The sequence below is a fragment of the Solibacillus faecavium genome (assembly GCF_014836905.1).
Taxonomy (GTDB): domain Bacteria; phylum Bacillota; class Bacilli; order Bacillales_A; family Planococcaceae; genus Solibacillus; species Solibacillus faecavium.
The window spans coordinates 589,859-609,011 of sequence record NZ_JACSPZ010000001.1; the positions used below are offsets into that span (position 1 = coordinate 589,859).

Annotated in this window: 16 protein-coding genes; 1 reads left to right on the top strand and 15 read right to left on the bottom strand. The window is 37.5% G+C overall.

All coding sequences use genetic code 11. The features are described from left to right. Positions 1-577: 577 nt before the first annotated feature. From H9635_RS02955 to H9635_RS02970, 4 genes are all read right to left on the bottom strand, one after another. A complete protein-coding gene (locus tag H9635_RS02955; RefSeq protein WP_191698645.1) occupies positions 578-1,777 on the bottom strand; it encodes a DUF4097 family beta strand repeat-containing protein in 1,200 nt (399 codons plus the stop codon). Positions 1,778-1,863: 86 nt separating this feature from the next. After that, positions 1,864-4,731, bottom strand: a complete 2,868-nt coding sequence (gene uvrA / locus H9635_RS02960) for an excinuclease ABC subunit UvrA (protein WP_191698646.1) — start codon at positions 4,729-4,731, stop codon at positions 1,864-1,866. Between the two features lie 5 nt (positions 4,732-4,736). Then, a complete protein-coding gene (uvrB, locus tag H9635_RS02965; protein WP_191698647.1) occupies positions 4,737-6,719 on the bottom strand; it encodes an excinuclease ABC subunit UvrB in 1,983 nt (660 codons plus the stop codon). A gap of 272 nt (positions 6,720-6,991) precedes the next feature. Then, complete coding sequence (locus H9635_RS02970; RefSeq protein WP_191698648.1) at positions 6,992-7,234, bottom strand: IDEAL domain-containing protein; 243 nt, start codon at positions 7,232-7,234, stop codon at positions 6,992-6,994. Positions 7,235-7,420: 186 nt separating this feature from the next. On the opposite strand from H9635_RS02970, the gene H9635_RS02975 reads away from it, so the two are divergent. After that, on the top strand, positions 7,421-7,912 hold the full coding sequence (locus H9635_RS02975; protein ID WP_191698649.1) for a competence protein ComK: 492 nt from the start codon (positions 7,421-7,423) through the stop codon (positions 7,910-7,912). A gap of 3 nt (positions 7,913-7,915) precedes the next feature. Here H9635_RS02975 and H9635_RS02980 read toward each other — a convergent pair whose 3' ends face one another. The 11 genes from H9635_RS02980 to H9635_RS03030 all read right to left on the bottom strand — a co-directional run bounded on the left by H9635_RS02980 (position 7,916) and on the right by H9635_RS03030 (position 19,002). Continuing rightward, complete coding sequence (locus H9635_RS02980; RefSeq protein WP_191698650.1) at positions 7,916-8,269, bottom strand: hypothetical protein; 354 nt, start codon at positions 8,267-8,269, stop codon at positions 7,916-7,918. A 195-nt stretch (positions 8,270-8,464) separates the two neighbouring features. After that, a protein-coding gene (gene prfB, locus H9635_RS02985; RefSeq protein ID WP_191698753.1) for a peptide chain release factor 2 occupies positions 8,465-9,569 on the bottom strand; the annotation gives its coding sequence in 2 pieces (ribosomal slippage) (positions 8,465-9,496 and positions 9,498-9,569; 1,104 coding nt in all). Between the two features lie 271 nt (positions 9,570-9,840). Continuing rightward, the gene (gene secA / locus H9635_RS02990; RefSeq protein WP_191698651.1) at positions 9,841-12,351 is read right to left on the bottom strand and encodes a preprotein translocase subunit SecA; all 2,511 of its coding nucleotides are present in this window, start codon (positions 12,349-12,351) and stop codon (positions 9,841-9,843) included. A gap of 213 nt (positions 12,352-12,564) precedes the next feature. Next, complete coding sequence (hpf, locus tag H9635_RS02995; RefSeq protein WP_191698652.1) at positions 12,565-13,122, bottom strand: ribosome hibernation-promoting factor, HPF/YfiA family; 558 nt, start codon at positions 13,120-13,122, stop codon at positions 12,565-12,567. A 159-nt stretch (positions 13,123-13,281) separates the two neighbouring features. After that, the gene (locus H9635_RS03000; RefSeq protein WP_191698653.1) at positions 13,282-13,647 is read right to left on the bottom strand and encodes a PilZ domain-containing protein; all 366 of its coding nucleotides are present in this window, start codon (positions 13,645-13,647) and stop codon (positions 13,282-13,284) included. A 206-nt stretch (positions 13,648-13,853) separates the two neighbouring features. Continuing rightward, positions 13,854-14,123 carry a competence protein ComK gene (locus tag H9635_RS03005; RefSeq protein WP_191698654.1) on the bottom strand — a complete coding sequence of 90 codons (270 nt, stop codon included), beginning with the start codon at positions 14,121-14,123 and terminating at the stop codon, positions 13,854-13,856. A gap of 39 nt (positions 14,124-14,162) precedes the next feature. Beyond that, positions 14,163-14,708 (bottom strand): competence protein ComK, encoded by a 546-nt coding sequence (locus H9635_RS03010; protein WP_191698655.1) that lies wholly within the window; start codon positions 14,706-14,708, stop codon positions 14,163-14,165. 764 nt (positions 14,709-15,472) lie between these two features. Next, entirely contained in the window at positions 15,473-15,877 is a 405-nt protein-coding gene (gene fliS, locus H9635_RS03015) for a flagellar export chaperone FliS (protein WP_191698656.1), read from the bottom strand. A 29-nt stretch (positions 15,878-15,906) separates the two neighbouring features. Further along, positions 15,907-16,266: a flagellar protein FliT gene (locus tag H9635_RS03020; protein ID WP_191698657.1), complete on the bottom strand. Its 360-nt coding sequence runs from the start codon at positions 16,264-16,266 to the stop codon at positions 15,907-15,909. Between the two features lie 20 nt (positions 16,267-16,286). Further along, positions 16,287-18,581 carry a flagellar filament capping protein FliD gene (gene fliD / locus H9635_RS03025; RefSeq protein WP_191698658.1) on the bottom strand — a complete coding sequence of 765 codons (2,295 nt, stop codon included), beginning with the start codon at positions 18,579-18,581 and terminating at the stop codon, positions 16,287-16,289. A gap of 31 nt (positions 18,582-18,612) precedes the next feature. Further along, positions 18,613-19,002, bottom strand: coding sequence for a flagellar protein FlaG (locus H9635_RS03030; protein WP_191698659.1), 390 nt, complete (start codon positions 19,000-19,002; stop codon positions 18,613-18,615). Positions 19,003-19,153 lie beyond the last annotated feature (151 nt).

The following is a 19,153-nucleotide window of genomic DNA, read 5'->3' on the forward strand; positions in this document are numbered from 1 at the left end:
CATTAGCATTTAAAGTATAATGTCGACAGTGCAGCTTTCATATTATCAAATAATTTTTATTTCTCCGTGTGATATGAACATTTTTTATGTTTTCGTAATATATTTGTTAAACTACGAAATTTTATTAATATAATATAAGGTTCCCATTATTTAAATAATTCGACAAATAAAATGGAATTCCTTTACATATATTGATGAAATTTGGGTTCCAATGAAGTAGGGGTGTTTTAGCGGAACTTTTTATAAGGGTGAGAGACTTAACTTTTTGAGGGTGTTAAAAATCAGAATTACTCTGTCTATTCTTTTTGAACAGACAAAAAGGCTGGGACAAAACGAAAAATATCTATTTTTTCAAAGAAAAAATAGATATTTTTCTGCTTCTGCCAGAATTGATTTCCGTTACGGGGACGCTTTCCGGGGGCACGGCCTGAGCCTGTAGTCTCAGGCGTCGTGCTATTCCCCCAGGAGTCGCCCCTTCACTCCAATCAATTCATATAATATTCATTTTTTTATAAGAGTATTTTCCTTATACAAAGAAATTTCTACTTATGTCCCAGCTTCCCTTCAATTTTCTATATTATTGCAGTGTATAGCGTACTAATACCGTACCAGTACGTGATTCACCTACTAATTTCAGTAGTTTCGCGCCTTCCAATTCTTTTGTGAAGCGCAGCGATTTTGAAAGGAATTGCTCCTCTTCTTCAGAAAGCTTCACATCGTTCAAGCCAACGTCTGCTTTCCCGAAGTTTGTGAAAATTTGTCCTTCAAGTGCAACCGTTTTTGGTACATAGATTTCTACTGAACCTGCTAAAGCACGGGCTTTAATTTTGTGTGCCTCTGAGCTTGTAGTTGTAATGACAACATGTCCATTTACAGATTCTGCTTCTACTTCCTTTAATTCTCCGTCGATGTAGATGCGTCCATTTGCTGTTTCCACTTCTAAATCGTCGCCTTTTACATGACGTGCTTCTACCGTACCATTGCTCGCTTGCAATTCTGCATGATCGAAAGTTACGTTTTCAAGTCGAACGATACCGTTATACGTACGGGCTTTAATTAATTTTGCATCCATCTGTTCAATCGATATACTACCTGTTAATAATCGGGCGATAAATACATCGTAATGTTTTTCTGGAATAGCAAGTTGCACATTTAACTGTGTAAATTTATTTGCAGATTGAATAAACAATTTATCATTCGTCAATGTCGATAAGTTTTCAGTAACTTGCGAAATTGTTTCTTCCTGTGTACCTTTTTGCGGCGTTTTGCCAAAAATGTTCACTGTCACCAATTCGTCTGTTGCTCTTACTACATCGACTTTACCATTTGCGACCTCTAACTCAATGCTTTTAATATCGGAGATAGGATATGCAAACGTTTTAGTAAATTCTACTTTTTCACCAAAAGGCGTTTCAATATCAAGATCCTTAAATTTCGATAAAGCTGCACCAACCATTCCAGTCATACGTGTGCTGAATTGCGATAAGTCCTGCTTAATATCTCCCATAAACTCGTCCATCTTTTTAGTGAATTCTTTATCGTTGAATGATTTGCCGAAAATATCTTCAAACCCTGTTGTTTTACGCTTCTGTTTTTGTTCTTCAAAAATTGGGTCTGCCTTATGTGGTTCTTCCTTTTGCTTTTCAAAAGTTGGAACTACTGGCTGTGGAGTGGATTCCTTTTGTGACGAAAGCTTTTCGAATAATACAATCGCCTCTTCTGCTGAAATTGTACCGTTTTCAACTAGCTGTAAAATACGTTTACGTTCTTCTTGCATATAAAAATTCCTCCCTCTGCTTCGTATATAGTTATTATACGAGGAGGGAGGAGAAAAAGTTTCGTTTGCGCTCTCAGTTTTTTAATCTATTTGCTTTTTGCTGCGCTAATTTTCGAGGACATACGCTCGCGGTCACGCTCTAAAATAGGCTTTAAATAGCGCCCCGTATAGCTTTCCTTCACTTCCGCAATTTCCTCTGGTGTGCCGGTTGCTAAAATCGTGCCTCCACCTTCGCCACCTTCAGGACCTAGGTCGATAATATAGTCTGCGGTCTTAATTACATCTAAATTATGTTCAATGACAAGGACTGACTCTCCATTTTCAACTAAACGTTGGAGTACGATTAGCAGACGTGAAATATCATCCGCATGTAACCCTGTCGTTGGCTCATCCAAAATATAAAATGACTTTCCGTTTGAACGGCGATGCAATTCAGAAGCCAATTTCACACGTTGTGCTTCCCCGCCGGATAATGTTGTAGCAGGCTGGCCGAGCTTCACATACCCCAGCCCTACATCGACAATCGTCTGTAATTTCCGTTGAATTTTCGGTATGTTCCCGAAAAATTCCAACGCATCCTCAACGGTCATTTCCAAAATATCAGATATATTTTTATCTTTATATTTCACTTCCAACGTTTCGCGATTGTAGCGCTTTCCGTGGCATATTTCACATGGTACGTAAACATCCGGTAAAAAGTGCATCTCGATTTTAATAATGCCATCCCCGCGACAAGCTTCACAACGTCCGCCTTTTACATTGAAAGAAAATCGTCCTTTTTTATAGCCTCGGATTTTCGCTTCATTCGTCATCGCAAATACATCGCGAATATCATCAAATACACCAATGTAGGTTGCCGGGTTTGATCGTGGTGTACGTCCGATTGGTGACTGATCCACATCAATGACTTTCTCCAGCTGCTCCAACCCTTCGATTGATTTGTGTTTGCCGGGCTTTACTTTTGCACGATTTAATTTTGAAGCGAGTGCTTTATATAATATCTCATTTACTAATGTCGATTTGCCTGAGCCAGAAACACCGGTAACTGCAATAAACTGACCTAATGGGATATCGATATTGACGTTTTTCAAGTTATTTTCCGAAGCGCCTTTAATCGTAATTTTTCGGTCATCTGCTTTACGACGTTCAAGCGGCAATGGAATAAATTTCTTACCACTTAAATACTGTCCGGTAATTGATTCTTTATTTTTCATCACTTGCTTCGGTGTCCCTTGCGCAATAATTTGCCCACCATGTACACCAGCACCTGGTCCGATATCAATTAGATGATCCGCTGCCATCATCGTATCTTCATCATGTTCGACAATAATTAATGTATTGCCCAAATCACGCATATTTTCCAGTGTATGAATCAATCTGTCATTATCCCTCTGGTGCAGCCCAATCGATGGCTCGTCTAAAATGTAGAGGACCCCTGACAAGCGCGAACCAATCTGGGTTGCCAACCGAATACGCTGTGCTTCTCCACCCGATAATGTTCCTGCCGAACGAGCAAGCGTTAAATAGTTTAACCCTACATCCAATAGGAACTTCAATCGCTCAATTACTTCACGAATAATTAATTTTGCAATTTGACGTTCTTTTTCTGTCAGCTCCACCGAACTAAAGAAATCATACATCTCCTGAATCGAGTGACGCGTCGCTTCAGAAATATTTTGATCTTTAATTTTTACTGCCAGCGTTTCTTTTTTCAGACGATGCCCCTTACATGTAGCACAAGGCTGCTCCGTCATATATTTTTGCATCGATTCGCGTACATAGTCTGAAGAGGATTCTGTAAAACGGCGCTCGATATTGCCGATTACTCCTTCAAACTCCATATTTTTTTTATGCATTCTGCCATAATCATTTGTATATTCAAAAAGGATTTTCTCTTTGCCTGAACCGTATAAAATTTTATCCATTTTTTCCTTTGGAATATCCTTTACCGGTACATCCATTGGAATATCAAAATGCTTGCATACAGATGCCAAAAGCTGCGGATAATAATTCGAAGAAACAGATTCCCATGGGGCAATCGCATTTTCATTCAATGTTAAATCCCAATTATAAATAACCAAATCTAGATCAGCCTTAGCTCTGCTGCCAAGCCCATCACATGTTGGGCATGCACCGAACGGGCTGTTGAATGAGAACATGCGCGGCTCAAGTTCACCAATTGAAAAGCCGCATAGAGGACATGCATGATGTTCACTGAATAACAGCTCCTCATGCTCCATTACATCAACCAATACCCGTCCACCTGCAATTTTCAGAGCTGCTTCAAGGGAATCACTTAATCGTGATTCAATCCCCTCTTTTAGAACAATACGGTCGACTACTACTTCAATTGTGTGCTTTTTATTTTTATCGAGCTCAATATTGTCATCTAAATCACGAAGTTCCCCATTTAATCGAATGCGGACATAACCTTGCTTTTTCAGATCTTCCAACAGCTTTACATGCGTTCCTTTTTTTCCTTCAATAACAGGGGCAAGTAACTGCATTTTAGTACGCTCTGGATATTCCAGTAAACGATCCACCATTTGCTCGATTGTCTGGGATGTAATTTCTATACCATGTGTCGGGCAATATGGTTTACCGATCCGTGCAAAAAGTAATCGTAAATAATCATAAATTTCCGTAACCGTCCCAACAGTAGAGCGCGGGTTACGGCTCGTTGTTTTCTGATCAATAGAAATGGCTGGGGAAAGCCCTTCAATCGTATCGACATCCGGCTTGTCCATTTGCCCTAAAAATTGTCGTGCATAGGCAGACAATGATTCCACATAACGACGTTGCCCTTCAGCATAAATTGTATCGAATGCTAAAGAAGATTTCCCGGATCCTGAAAGACCTGTCACTACGACAATTTTATCGCGGGGAATTGTGACATCAATATTTTTTAAATTATGCGCGCGTGCACCTTGTACGACAATTTCTGTATTTTTCACATTGTTCACCCTTCTGACTTTAATTCAAATATCATGTCACGTAATTCTGCCGCACGTTCAAAGTCTAATCCTTTTGCGGCTTCTTTCATTTCAACTTGCAAAGTTGCAACAAGCTTCTCCAGCTCTTTTTTTGTAAGCTTTTTGCCGCCTGTCACTTTTGTAATGTATGTTTCTTCCTGTTCCGCAGCTTGAGTTGCCCGGATTATTTCAGGAATCTTTTTAATAATAGTCTTTGGTGTAATACCATGCTCTTCGTTGTAAGCCTTTTGTATTTCACGGCGTCGCTTCGTTTCACTGATGGCCTTTGTCATCGAATCCGTCATATTATTGGCATATAAAATAACATGACCATTCGAGTTACGTGCAGCCCGTCCAATTGTTTGAATTAATGAACGCTCTGAACGAAGGAAGCCTTCCTTGTCCGCATCGAGAATTGCGACAAGGGAAACTTCCGGAATATCGAGACCTTCCCGTAATAAGTTAATGCCGATCAGCACATCATAGGTCCCTTTACGAAGTTCACGGATAATTTCGATTCGTTCCAATGTCTTGATTTCCGAGTGCAAGTATTCGACTTTTAAGCCCATTTCTTTTAAATAACTCGATAAATCTTCAGACATTTTTTTAGTTAAAGTTGTAATTAATGTCCGTTCATTACGACGGATACGTTCATGAATTTCATCGATTAAATCATCAATCTGTCCTTCAATAGGACGTACATCAATTGTTGGATCAAGCAGCCCTGTTGGACGGATAATTTGTTCCACCATTTCCGGTGTATGCTCTAACTCGTATGGACCTGGTGTTGCAGATACATAAATTGCCTGGCTAACTTTTGACTGGAACTCATCGAACATTAACGGACGGTTATCAAGTGCAGACGGCAAACGGAAGCCATGCTCAACTAATACGCCTTTACGAGCCTGGTCTCCATTATACATACCACGTACTTGCGGCAAAGTAACATGACTTTCATCAACAACAAGCAAAAAGTCCTTAGGGAAATAATCTAGTAATGTATATGGTGTAGCCCCTGCTTCACGCAATGTTAAATGGCGCGAATAGTTTTCAATGCCTGAGCAGAAGCCCATTTCCTTCATCATTTCCAAATCATAATTTGTACGCTGCTCTAAACGCTGCGCCTCTAGTAAACGGTCTTCCGAGCGTAATATTGCAAGACGCTCCTCCAGTTCCTTTTCAATATTTTCAATGGCGACCTTCATCTTTTCTTCACGGGTAACGAAGTGGGATGCAGGGAAAATGGCAACATGCTGACGGTCTCCCAAAATTTCACCTGTTAATGCATCGACTTCCCGAATCCGATCAACCTCATCACCGAAAAACTCAACACGAATACAATGCTCGTCTCTAGATGCCGGGAAAATTTCCACAACATCCCCACGCACTCGAAACGTACCACGTGTAAAGTTAATATCATTTCGTTCATATTGAATGTCTACTAGCTTGCGCAATAGCTGATTACGCTCGAGTTCCATCCCTGTTCGAATGGATACAACCATTTCACGATATTCTTCAGGATTACCGAGACCATATATACAGGATACCGACGCAATGATAATAACATCATCCCGTTCAAACAAGGCCGTTGTGGCCGAGTGACGTAGCTTATCGATTTCTTCATTAATACTTGAATCCTTTTCAATATACGTATCGGTTTGCGGTACATACGCTTCCGGTTGGAAATAATCATAATAACTTACGAAATATTCAACTGCATTGTCCGGAAAAAACTCCTTGAACTCACTATATAATTGACCTGCAAGTGTTTTATTGTGTGCCATCACGAGCGTTGGTTTATTCACTTCTTTAATTACATTAGAAATTGTAAAGGTTTTACCTGTACCAGTTGCCCCCAGTAATGTCTGATGGCGTTTTCCTTCTTTAATGCCTTGTACAAGCTGTTTAATCGCTTCCGGCTGGTCACCGGCAGGCTTGTAGGCGGACTGTATTTTATAAGTTTCTGTCATATTCAGCTTGTCCTTTCTGTCGCTTTTCTTATTCTCTATTTTAACATACCCGTTTTTAATTTACGATAAAATTGCGAACATATATTCCCAAAATGAATTAGGATGGATAATTTGCACTTTGGAAAGGGTTATTCGAAAGTCTTCCACACTTATTAGAAAAAATATCCTATTTATTTGAAAATTTTTGTATTTTATTAGATTATTAAATCCTGTTTCTAAAGCAAACTTTTTAAACACACAAAAAAGCCACCTATCATAAGGTGACTTCTTTGTTAAGAAACAGTGATTGCCAATAAATCGTTCAATTCTGTTGTGTAGCATTCAAATGCCTTTTCGTTCTTTTGATCTAGCGATGTATCGATAAGTAATTTTAGTTGTTCGATACGTTGCATACGCTGTAATCGACTAATAAATAAATCTAAATAAATTTCATTCAATAACTTCTCCGCTTGATTTTCAGTGGACTGCTGACCTACCGCTTTTAAAAAGTCTGTATAAGAATAATATTTATCCATCGATATCACCTCGACCTCTTTTTTCCATTATAAAGTAAAACACATTTAATTTGCAATATATTCTGAAAAATTATCATATGACCAAATTTTCAGAATACGGTGTTGATTTTTCCCATTTATTGTATTATTTTAACTGTATAGTGGAAATTTAAGCTGGTAGGGAATGTTAAAGAAAGGGGATCTAATATGACTAGTAATATACCACAAAATTCAAATTATATTATTTCTAATTCAACTTTTTGTTTAAGTTCCTATCAGTATCGGGATAAAATCCATACGATAATATTGGACAAATACGGAAAAGTAACCGCACCTTATAAGCCTTTAAAGCTCGTTCGCAACACATGCAGGTTGCACGGCAGTTCCTATGAAGCGAGCAAATATCAGGCAAGGAAGTTTTTTGGGGAGAATAAACATAAACTGCCGGTTATGGTGGCATACGATTTTGGGGAGCCTTGTGTATTGTTTCCGCTCTTTTCACCGCAATCCCCTCATAATATTTGGATAGCACTAAACCCTGTCATTAATATTAGTGATGCGGGTGATAAAACACGCGTAACTTTTATAGACGGAACAGAGGTTGAGTTCGCTATCCATATGAAATCGTTTAACCAACAATACGTACGTGCTGCCATGTTCTATAAACACCTTATTCTACATCGCCATGCCACGCTGTAACCATCAGCTTTTTGCAAAATATTCCGCAAGAAGCATCTCGCTATGATTACGAAGGCGAATATTCGAATATCTCCTACACTCCATGACTCCATTAAAATAAAAATGATACTCGGTAAACATATCATCCGTTTCGCCTCTTACTAGACGCATCTGATGAAGTTTAAAATAGTCCTTCGTTTCTTTTAAGTCATATTTTACCTTGGTACGTACAGCATTGATTAAATGTAAATATGGATTTTTAAATTTAAACGGGCTTTGTTCTACAATTGAATAATCCTTCTCAAGAATTATTAATAACAACGGCAAATAAATTCCTGCTTCGTAGTACGGAATCGTTTTAGAAGGAATTTGCACCATAAGAAAACCTCCATTATAAGAACGTTTGTTCGTATTTATTTTCACATATTTTTTTATTTTTGACAAGTGGAAAATAATTACCTAGCTTAAATTTTCATTATAATGAAAAGGCTGTGTTAAAAGTCAATTTGACTTTTAGCACAGCCTTTCTACGTAATATAATATGGCTTCTACTGTTTGTCAGAGAGGGACATATTAATATGAGATTTTCGAACGTAAATATGCAGTAATGAATAAATCTAAATCTCCGTCCATTACAGCACTGACATTTCCTGTTTCAGCACTTGTACGGTGATCTTTTACCATTGAATATGGGTGGAAAACATATGAACGAATTTGTGAACCCCAACCGATTTCTTTTTGCTCACCACGAATTTCATCCAGCTGAGCCTGCTGCTTTTCAATTTCTAATTGATACAACTTAGACTTTAACATTTTCATCGCAGCATCACGGTTTTTAATTTGTGAACGCTCGGATTGACATTGAACAACAACACCTGATGGAAGATGTGTAATACGAACAGCAGAGTCCGTCGTATTAATATGCTGTCCACCTGCACCTGTCGCACGGTACGTATCGACTTTTAAATCTTCTGTACGGATATCAATCTCAATTTCATCATTAAATTCTGGCATGATGTCACATGATACGAACGATGTGTGACGACGACCAGATGAATCAAACGGAGAAATACGTACTAAACGGTGTACCCCTTTTTCCGCCTTTAAATAACCGTACGCATTGTGTCCGGTAATTTGTAGTGTTACCGATTTAATACCTGCTTCATCACCTGGTAAATAGTCAATTGTAGTTACTTTAAAGCCGCGCTTTTCTGCCCAGCGTGTGTACATACGTAATAGCATTGAACCCCAGTCTTGTGATTCTGTTCCACCCGCTCCTGGGTGCAGTTCTAAAATGGCGTTGTTTTTATCGTATGGTTCTGATAAAAGCATTTGTAGTTCAAAGTCTGCCATTTTCGATTGGAATTCGGCTAGTTCTGTGCCTAGCTCTTCCTGTAATTCTGCATCTGGTTCTTCGCGTAAAAGCTCAAGCGTCATTTCCAGGTTTTCTTGTGTATCAACTAAGTCTTTGAATTCGTTGACAACTGCTTTAATGCCATTGCTTTCGTTAATGATTGCCTGTGCGCCGTTTTGGTCATTCCAAAAGTTTGGTTCAAGCATCATTTCGTCTAATTCCTGAATACGTGCCTCTTTGTTTTCTAAGTCAAAGAGACCCCCTGAAGTCCGCTAGTTTTGTAGCTGTATTTTCGAGTGCATTGCGCACATCTGCTAATTCCATCATATATTTTCCTCCGTAGTTAAAGTGTACAAATGTCATCTTGATATACCGTTGATTTCCGTTGCGGGCGAATGCTTTCCGCGGGCACGGCTCGAGCCTGTAGTCTCGAGCGTCGTGCTGTTCCCGCAGGAGTCCTCGCCCTCCACTTCAATCAACTTGCTTAACACTAAGTACAAATATTTACTTACAACATAATTTTGTAAACAAACTTTATCAAAAAACAAACCGGGTCATTGAGCATAGTTTCAATGACCTCGGTTTTATTGCTTTGTTATTGTCCTACGCCGTGGCAGGATTTGTATTTTTTGCCGCTTCCGCATGGGCATGGGTCGTTGCGTCCGATATTTTCGGCTTTACGTGCTGGCATTTTTTTCGGTTTGGCAGCACCCTCTTCTTTCGGGTTTACTGCTTGGCCTTTTGCTACTTCTTCACGTTGCAGGTTGCTGCGGATTTCTGCTTTTAATGCATACTTCGCTACATCTTCACGTACCGCTGCGACCATGTCCTCGAACATTGCGAAACCTTCTTGCTGGTATTCACGTAATGGATCGTTTTGTCCGTATGCACGTAGGTGAATACCTTGACGTAATTGGTCCATCGCATCAATATGGTCGATCCATTTCGTATCGATTGAACGGAGTAAGATTACTTTTTCGAATTCGCGCATACGCTCTGGCGTCATCGCTTCTTCTTTTTCGTTATAGCGTTCCGTCACTTTTTCAGAGATGAATGCAATCATTTCCTCAGGAGTTTTGCTTTCAAGCTGCTCTTTCGTAATATCGCCCTCATCTAGAAGATTTGCAGCGATATAGTCTACTAACGCATCCAATGTCCAAGCATCTTCCTCACCTTGTGTATGAAGGGCTACAGCATTTTCAATCGCCTGCGAAATCATTGATTCCACTAAAGCACGCATATTTTCCGAATCAAGTACTTCTTCACGTTCTTTGTAAATTACTTCACGTTGCTGACGTAGTACATCATCATATTGCAATAGACGTTTACGCGCATCGAAGTTATTTCCTTCAACGCGTTTTTGTGCTGACTCAACTGCTTTTGAAACCATTCCCGATTGAATCGGCTGTGTATCGTCCATACCTAGTCTTGTCATCATCGATTTCATCTTATCAGAACCGAAGCGACGCATTAACTCATCTTCCAAAGAAAGATAGAATTGCGTTACCCCTGGATTCCCTTGACGACCAGAACGACCACGAAGCTGATTATCAATACGGCGTGATTCATGACGCTCTGTACCAATTACAGCCAAACCGCCTACTTCCAATACACCTTCACCCGGTTTAATGTCCGTACCACGACCAGCCATGTTCGTAGCAATCGTTACAGCACCTTTTTGACCGGCATTTAAAATGATTTCCGCTTCACGCTCATGGTTTTTCGCGTTTAATACATTATGCGGTATTTTAAATTTCGTTAAATATTTTGAAATGATTTCTGATGTTTCAATGGCTACTGTACCGACTAATACCGGCTGGCCTGCACGATGACGCTCTGCAATATCTTCCGCAACCGCTCTAAACTTACCTTCCATCGTTGCAAAAATCAGGTCAGGACGGTCATCACGGGCAATTGGTTTATTCGTTGGAATAGCCACAACATTCATATTATAAATATTACGGAATTCCTCTTCCTCTGTTTTCGCTGTACCTGTCATACCCGACAGTTTCTCGTACATACGGAAATAGTTTTGGAACGTAACTGTTGCCATTGTCATTGATTCATTTTGAATATCCAAGCCTTCTTTAGCTTCAATCGCCTGGTGAAGACCATCTGAATAGCGACGACCTTTCATTAAACGACCTGTAAAGCCATCAACGATTACGACTTCGCCCTCTTGTACAACATAGTCGACATCTTTATGCATCGATGCATGTGCTTTTAAGCTTTGGTTAATCGCATGGTTTAAGCGCACATGAGCTAAATCAAATAAGTTGTCAATGCCAAATGCACGCTCAGCCTTTTCAATCCCTTGCTCTGTCAGCGTTACGCCTTTTGTCGATTCTTCATAGTTGTAATCCTCTTCTTGTTTTAGCATACGGACGAAGGCATTTGATTGCACATAAAGCTGTGCAGATTTTCCTGCCTGACCCGAAATGATTAACGGTGTTCGAGCTTCATCGATTAAAATCGAGTCAACCTCATCGATTACCGCATAATAGAGTGGTCGCTGTACACGATCTTCTTTATAAAGGACCATATTGTCGCGCAAATAGTCAAAGCCGAGCTCATTGTTCGTCGAATATGTAATATCGGCTGCATAAGCTTCACGCTTTTGTTCTTTTGATAGGCTGTTCAAGTTCAAACCTACTGTTAAGCCTAACCAGTTATACAGCTCGCCCATTTCCGTCGCGTCACGGCTTGCTAAATATTCATTGACTGTAACAACATGTACTCCTTTACCAGTAAGTGCATTTAAATAAACGGACATTGTCGAAGTTAACGTTTTACCTTCACCCGTTTTCATCTCGGCAATATTTCCTTCATTTAATGCAGCCGCCCCCATAATTTGCACACGGAACGGGTACATGCCCAGCACACGACGAGATGCTTCACGAATTGTCGCAAATGCCTCTGGTAATAAATTTTCTACTGTCTCGCCATTTTGGTAACGATTTTTGAACTCTTCAGTCTTCGCTTTTAATGCATCATCAGAAAGGCTTTCAAACTGCCCTGCTAATGCTTCTACTTTATCTGCAGTCTTTTCTAAACGCTTTACTTCTTTTTTATTGAAATCAAATAATTTATTTAATATGTTTGCCATCGAATTGGTCACTTCCCAATAATAGTCTCAAATTATATTTTAGCATTATATATAGGGGTGGTGCAAATAGACTGTTGGAAATATGAGTATAGAATAGATCATTTAGGAAGTTCTTAAAACATAGTGTCGCTTAATAACCGTTCATATTAAACATTCACGGCCCTATATAAAAACGGACTACCCATTACAGGCAATCCGTTTGTGCTAGTTCATTTAGTTCGTTTCGATTAAGCCGTACTTTCCGTCATTACGCTTATAGACGATATTTTTACTGTCTGTTTCAGCATCTGTGAAAATAAAGAAATCATGGCCAAGCATGTTCATCTGCAAAATTGCTTCTTCTTGATCCATCGGTTTCAGGTCAAATTGTTTTGTACGAACAATTGTATATTCTTCATCGGATGACTCCGAGTTCGCTTCCAATTGCGATGTCACATTTGCGAAGTATAGTCCTGTACCTTCGCGATCGCGGAATTTACGATTTACTTTCGTTTTATGTTTACGGATTTGACGCTCAAGCTTGTCGACGATTAAATCAACAGCAGCATACATATCATTATGGCGCTCTTCTGCTCGAAGCGTTAAATTCTTCATTGGAATAGTTACTTCTACTTTTGTTTGTTTATCATTATAAACTTTTAGATTGACGTTAGCATTTGCATTTAAATCTTCATTAAAATAACGTTCTACCTTTTCAATTTTTGTCTCCACATAATCTCGAATCGCTGGAGTTACCTCGATATTTTCACCACGAATGTTAAAGTTTAGCATGTGAACTCCTCCTTCATTACGGCTATACTTACTAATTCTACATACTTTAAAAAACTCCTGTTGCTTCTGAAAACTTTTTTCATTTTTCGACATGTAGTTTTAAATATCGATAAGAATAGACAAGCTGTTGGGACATTTCAAACATTTGTCAAGAAATGATTACTTGCGGCTAACCTCTTTTTTACGGCGAATTTTCAACTCACTGACGATCAATTTTTCAATGCCTGGCTGGTTCTCAAAAATGAGACCATACTGATATTTTCCACCGTATTTCTTTTTCCATACAATTTCCCCAATTGCCTTTATCAATACTTCGTCTAAAATAAATTCAAGTTCCAGTTGCACCAGATAATTAGTATTTTCACCAATTTCATGAGAAGAAAACATTTTCATGCCATGCGGACTCACATCTATAATTTCACATGCGTGCTTCGTTTGTTGTTTGCCATCGATTAATACAGTATATTTCGCTGCAATCGGCGTACCAAAAGTAAAGCGAAAACCTTCAGTTCTTTTAAATCCCATTTTCCTTCCTCCTTGCCTTCGTTCCTACATCTTCCATACCCACATTATCATGCAGAATACCAGGAATTGTCTATGTGCTTAATTGCTATTTTATAAAAAAGTTTTTACTTTAAAATCATTACGAAATAACTATAAAACTAAAATAAATTATAATTTTCTCTCCACAAAAAAACACTCACCAAATGATGAGTGAAAAGGGCGGATAATTATAAATATTTTTTCGTGAATTGAAAATTTGCCTGTACTTGCTTATCATTTACGTTACCAATGCTCCCCCATTTACGTGTCAGCAAATGCCCGGTTGGCGGCTTCCGATAAAATTGCTTACTTTCCTGTATTAACATAGATGGAGATTTCCCCACGACTGCCATATGCTCCCGCTCAAAAACAACTGTATATAACCTCCCGTTTTCTGCAACGATCGGCACCATGCTCACTGTATTATGATTCACTAAATAAAAATTCAAAATCCGCATATAGTCCTCCTTTACATACAAACTCTACATTAATATGATTTAGTCGACTAAGTAGCTTTCACTTACTTCTGCACATTTCAACACTAGTTTCTCTTCCGGTTTCAAGTAACGAGGCTGAATAATAAACTGGTTAAAAAAAGTCTGAGCAAAATAGCTGCTTGCTTTGTTCCATCGTTGAATAAATCTACTTCGTGATACTTTAACTTCGAATTCACGCCCATCACGAAGTATTACTCTAGTTGTCTCAGACGAAGAGGGCACTTTCTCTGCATTTTGAACATGATGTAAAGCGAAATAGTAACACGATTCATTGCGAGTGGATTCGGTTGAAAACCATACATGAGGAAAGAGCGATCTCGGTATAAAAATAGGAGGTACAGAGGTCTTTCCAAGAATTGCTTTTGCTGCTTCCTTTGCTCCTTTTAAACTTGTACCATTTTCTTTCAGTTCTGTATCAATTAATTGCCTAGGTGTTAAATCAACTCGTTCATATCCATTTGAAGTAACAATAATAGTATAAGGGTTGTTAAAATGATCAAATTTAGGTACTAAAGCACATGCATTTAATAGATAATTTTTATACATTTTTTCATACTCCTTTTAAAAATTATAGTTATCAATTGAAAAGAAAAGGAGTATACTAACATTAAGCTGGTATACTCCAGCACGACCGACCTCAAGTGTTTTCTTATCAGGATGAGCACTTGGGGTTTTTAACTTCCTCTTTTCACATGAATCACCACCTCCTTTACCGTAAAGTAAAAAGCCACTCTATTATGTAATTCCAGTAATATAAAAAAATTAAAAGCAGTAATTTTAAAGTATTTTAAATTGGATTTATTTTTATTGGGGGTTCAATATTATCTTTTGAATATTCATGAACGCTAGCTTAAATATGGAAGTTTGTATTTAGAGAATATCGTGGGGTTGCATTGAAAATGTTTTCTTAGTAAGTTAGCATCCAAATGATTATATAAATATTAACCGCCTAATTATTTACATTATAGACATAATTACCTATAATTTTCAATATTTATTTGAATATTATGGAATTTAAAGTTTACAAAATTAACTATAAAAAAGAGCGTCTCCTAGGAGTACACTCTTATATTTTAGTATCCATATGCTTGTTAATACGATTGATATCCGCACCAAGTTTACCGCGCATGCCGCCTGTGCTGAATAAAACATATCGGTGAAAGCAATCTTGAATATCAGTTTAATTAACAAAAATTTAATTGAATATTCAACGATACGCTACAGTCTATTAAATATCTTTATATTATATGAAAAAACCGCTATTAAAAGAATTTAGTCTTTTTAATAACGGTTCGATTTATTTATGATAATTATACTTGTCCTACAGTACCATATTGCTGTTGACGAGTAATTTTGATAACTTCTTTCCATGTGTCGCGGAATTCTGTTACTAGACCCTCTACTTCTTCGATAATTGCTGCATCATTTTGAACGTTTGCTTCCGTCAAGCGACGATTCATATATTCATAGAGTGGTAGCATTTGTTTCGAAATTTCGATGTCCATGTTAAGTGTAGACATAAATTCCCCAATAATTGCTTGCGAACGCTGAATATTATAGTTACGCGCTTCTATATTTTTATCAGCAATTGCCTGCTTCGCTTTATTTAAAAACTTTAAGCACCCGTTATATAACATTAATGTCAGTTCACCAGGGGAAGCAGTTGTCACACTATTTTGTTTGTATGCATTGAAAGCATTTGTTTGTGTTGTCAATGTTGACACTCCTTTTACTGCTATTCGTCTTATTTTTTTTTATCATAATAACGACCGTCCATCACTTGGACATTCGCATATGGATTCATATATTGTTGCTCATGCTTTTTTGCATTTTGTAAATCCTTTAAGTCCTTTTGAATTACTTTCATTACTTTGTTTAAACGCTCGCGTATGCCTTTATCTAACTCAGCAAGCATGGCGTGCGATTTGTTATTAATATCCAGTACAAAGTGATCACGTAGCAAGTGTTCCATAATTAGACCACGCTCATCTAATAAACTGTTAATCTTCTCAATATATTCATCTCGTTTTTCTTCTTCCGGCAAACTTGCTAAATGCTGATATAATTTTGCCGAAACTTGTAAAATCCGTTGTATATTATCCATTTTCCGCCACCCAAAAAATATTATCCTTGCATGAACATAGATGATTGTTGGTTTGCTTTGTTAATGGCTGTCTCCATCGCTGTGAATTGCTTCCAATAGCGGGCTTCGATATTTTTCAATTTATTTTGCCATGTATCAATTCGCTTCTCATTATCAATTAAGCTTTTACCAATTGCATATTGCGCGTCCGTCATTGTGGATCGACCCGCTTTTTTCTCGATATTTACTTCTAATGACTTCATTGATTCTCGTAGTTTTTCAAAATACCCACGAGTATCTGAACCGCCATAAGCAGGATCTGACTTTTGTCCACCACTATTTTTAAATAATCGCTCAACTGCATCTGGATCTTCTTCTATTGCTTTTCTTAACTTAGCTTCATCAATTTCAAGTGTTCCACCGTCATTATAGCTTTTAGAAGTAGTGATGCCAATATTAAATAATGTATTATATTTTGAGCCTTCTATGCCTGGATTCGACTGGTAAATAAGTGAACGCATATTTGATAAGCCATTGCGTACTACGGAATCATTGCGAAGTAAGCCACTTTTTGCTTTTTCTTCCCATAGCTTAATTTCATTTTCATCCATATCTTTCTTCTGCTCAGGTGTAAGTGGTGCATAGTCACGATATTTTGTTTCTTTTGTTTGGTCATTCAAACCTTTAATTAGACCGTTATATGTCGTTACAAATTCTTTAATTTTGTTCATCATTTCGTCTACGTTTGTAGTAGAAGTCATTGTTACTGCATCAGTAGATACTGTTGTGGATGGTGAAGCACCTGCTGTATCCACTGTACTTTGAGCTGTATTAAAAGCATTTACTGTATTTATTAAGTTAGTTGCATCTGCTTTAACAAGATTTAATGCTTCTGTTGCTTGATTTACTTGTTTAGAGTTTGTATCTACGTCGCGAAGTGATGTTAACTCAGCCTCTGAAAGATTAGTTAGTATAGTTTTTTCTTCCGTACTTAAGTCAGTATTATCATCTAGACTACTACCAGCTGTATAAGAATTTAATAAATCTTTTGCTTTTGTAGATAAAGAGTCATAAATACTGCCTGCAGTTTTATCAAAATAAGATGCTTCTAATTCTGTTAAAGCCGTTTTATCTGTTTCATTTAAGGCTTGAAATTTATTTTGTTGCTCACTTGTTAAATTTAAAGAAGTTAAATCATTTGTTGTCACATCTATATCTGCTAATTTTTTTCGTTGGTCAGCATTTAAACTATTAACAAAATCTTTTGCTTCAGCAGTCAAATTATTTAGTTCATCTTTATGAAATAAATAATCACGGGTTAATGCTAATCCTGCTTTATCTGTATTTAAAACTGCTTCTTTATCTAAAACGGCTTGATCTAATATTGGTTTAAGAGCTTCAATTTGAATAGAAAACTCATTCGCTGGATTTAGGCCAGCAGAATATTTTGTTGATAATAAACTTAAAAGCGATTCTAAATTTTTTGTAGTATGTGTTAAATTAGTATTGGAAGCATCCGTAAATTTGCTATGTGTTGCTGCCTCGTTAAAAGTACTGTTTAATGTTAAGTTATAACCATTAATAGAAAATGAATTAGTTGATCGTTCGGTTACAATTCCATTTACAGAAAAACGTGAATTAGAACCACCAGATGCTAAGGTTCCTGTTGATTGACCTTTTAAAGCATCGAAACCAAGTACTCCAAACACACTTGCACCTGCCGTTACTTCTACTTCCCCTTCACCAGCAGTTTTATTTTCGCCTGTATTTTTAGCAGTAATTGATAATTTCCCATTTTCAAAGACTGCACTTACACCTGCGTTGCTTGAGTTAATTTTACTTATTAATTGGCTAACAGTAGTATTACTGTCAAATTTAATTTCTGTTGCTTCTGAAGCCATTTGACCATTACTTTGGATAGCTTTTAAAGAAATTGATGTCACAGAAGAATCCCAGTCTTCAATATCCGTTAATTTAGTCGAATCTGTTGCATTTATTTGACGATCACTTACACCACGTGCAGCTTTTGCTAATTGTGATACACCGTCAATTGAAATAGTTCCTGTTGCTGTGCCTGTAGCAGTTGCCGATACTAATGAAGAATTCGAACTAGACGCAGTTTTAGAATTCAACGTTTTCAACACTAAATTATCTGCAATATATGTATCGAACGTTTTTAACTTTGTATTTACCCCTCGATACGCATCACGTTGCCATTCGTAAGTTTGTTTCTTTTGTGTTAATTTATTTAATGGCGCTCGTTCTGCATTCATTAACTTTTCTACTAAAGCATCGATATCCATACCTGATGCTAATCCACCAATTCGCATTACCATATATATTTCCTCCTCTAGCTAGTTAATCTACTTAAATTTTTTCGTCTACAATCATGCCAAGCATTTTTTGCATTTCATAGAAGGCGTCCAATAATTTTTTTGGGGGAATCTCTTTTACTACTTCTTCCGTATCTCGATTCACTACTGTTACATAGTAACGTTCTAGTCCTTCATGAAACATGAATTTAGATGTACTGTTATTCACCTCAAGCATATCGTTAATTGTATTAACCGCCTCTTGGACCTTTGCCTTTGTATCATTTCCATTTTTTTTCTGCAACAACGGCTCGATTGATAAAATTTCTTTCTTATCAGTATTTTCGAATCCATGCTTTTCTACTGTGCCTCTTGCTGAATTATTCATAACAGGTACTTTGCTTGTTTCAGTTATTTGTATACTTGCATCTTCTGAAATACGCATGCTTTCCATCCTCCTTGAATTCAATACAAGCGTTATTATTTATAATATCGGATAAAAAAAAAGGAACTTCAGTTTTCTTCCATCAAATGAATGGAAAAACTGAAATTCATTAATTTAACTTCTTATTAAAAAGAATATACTGAGCCATTGT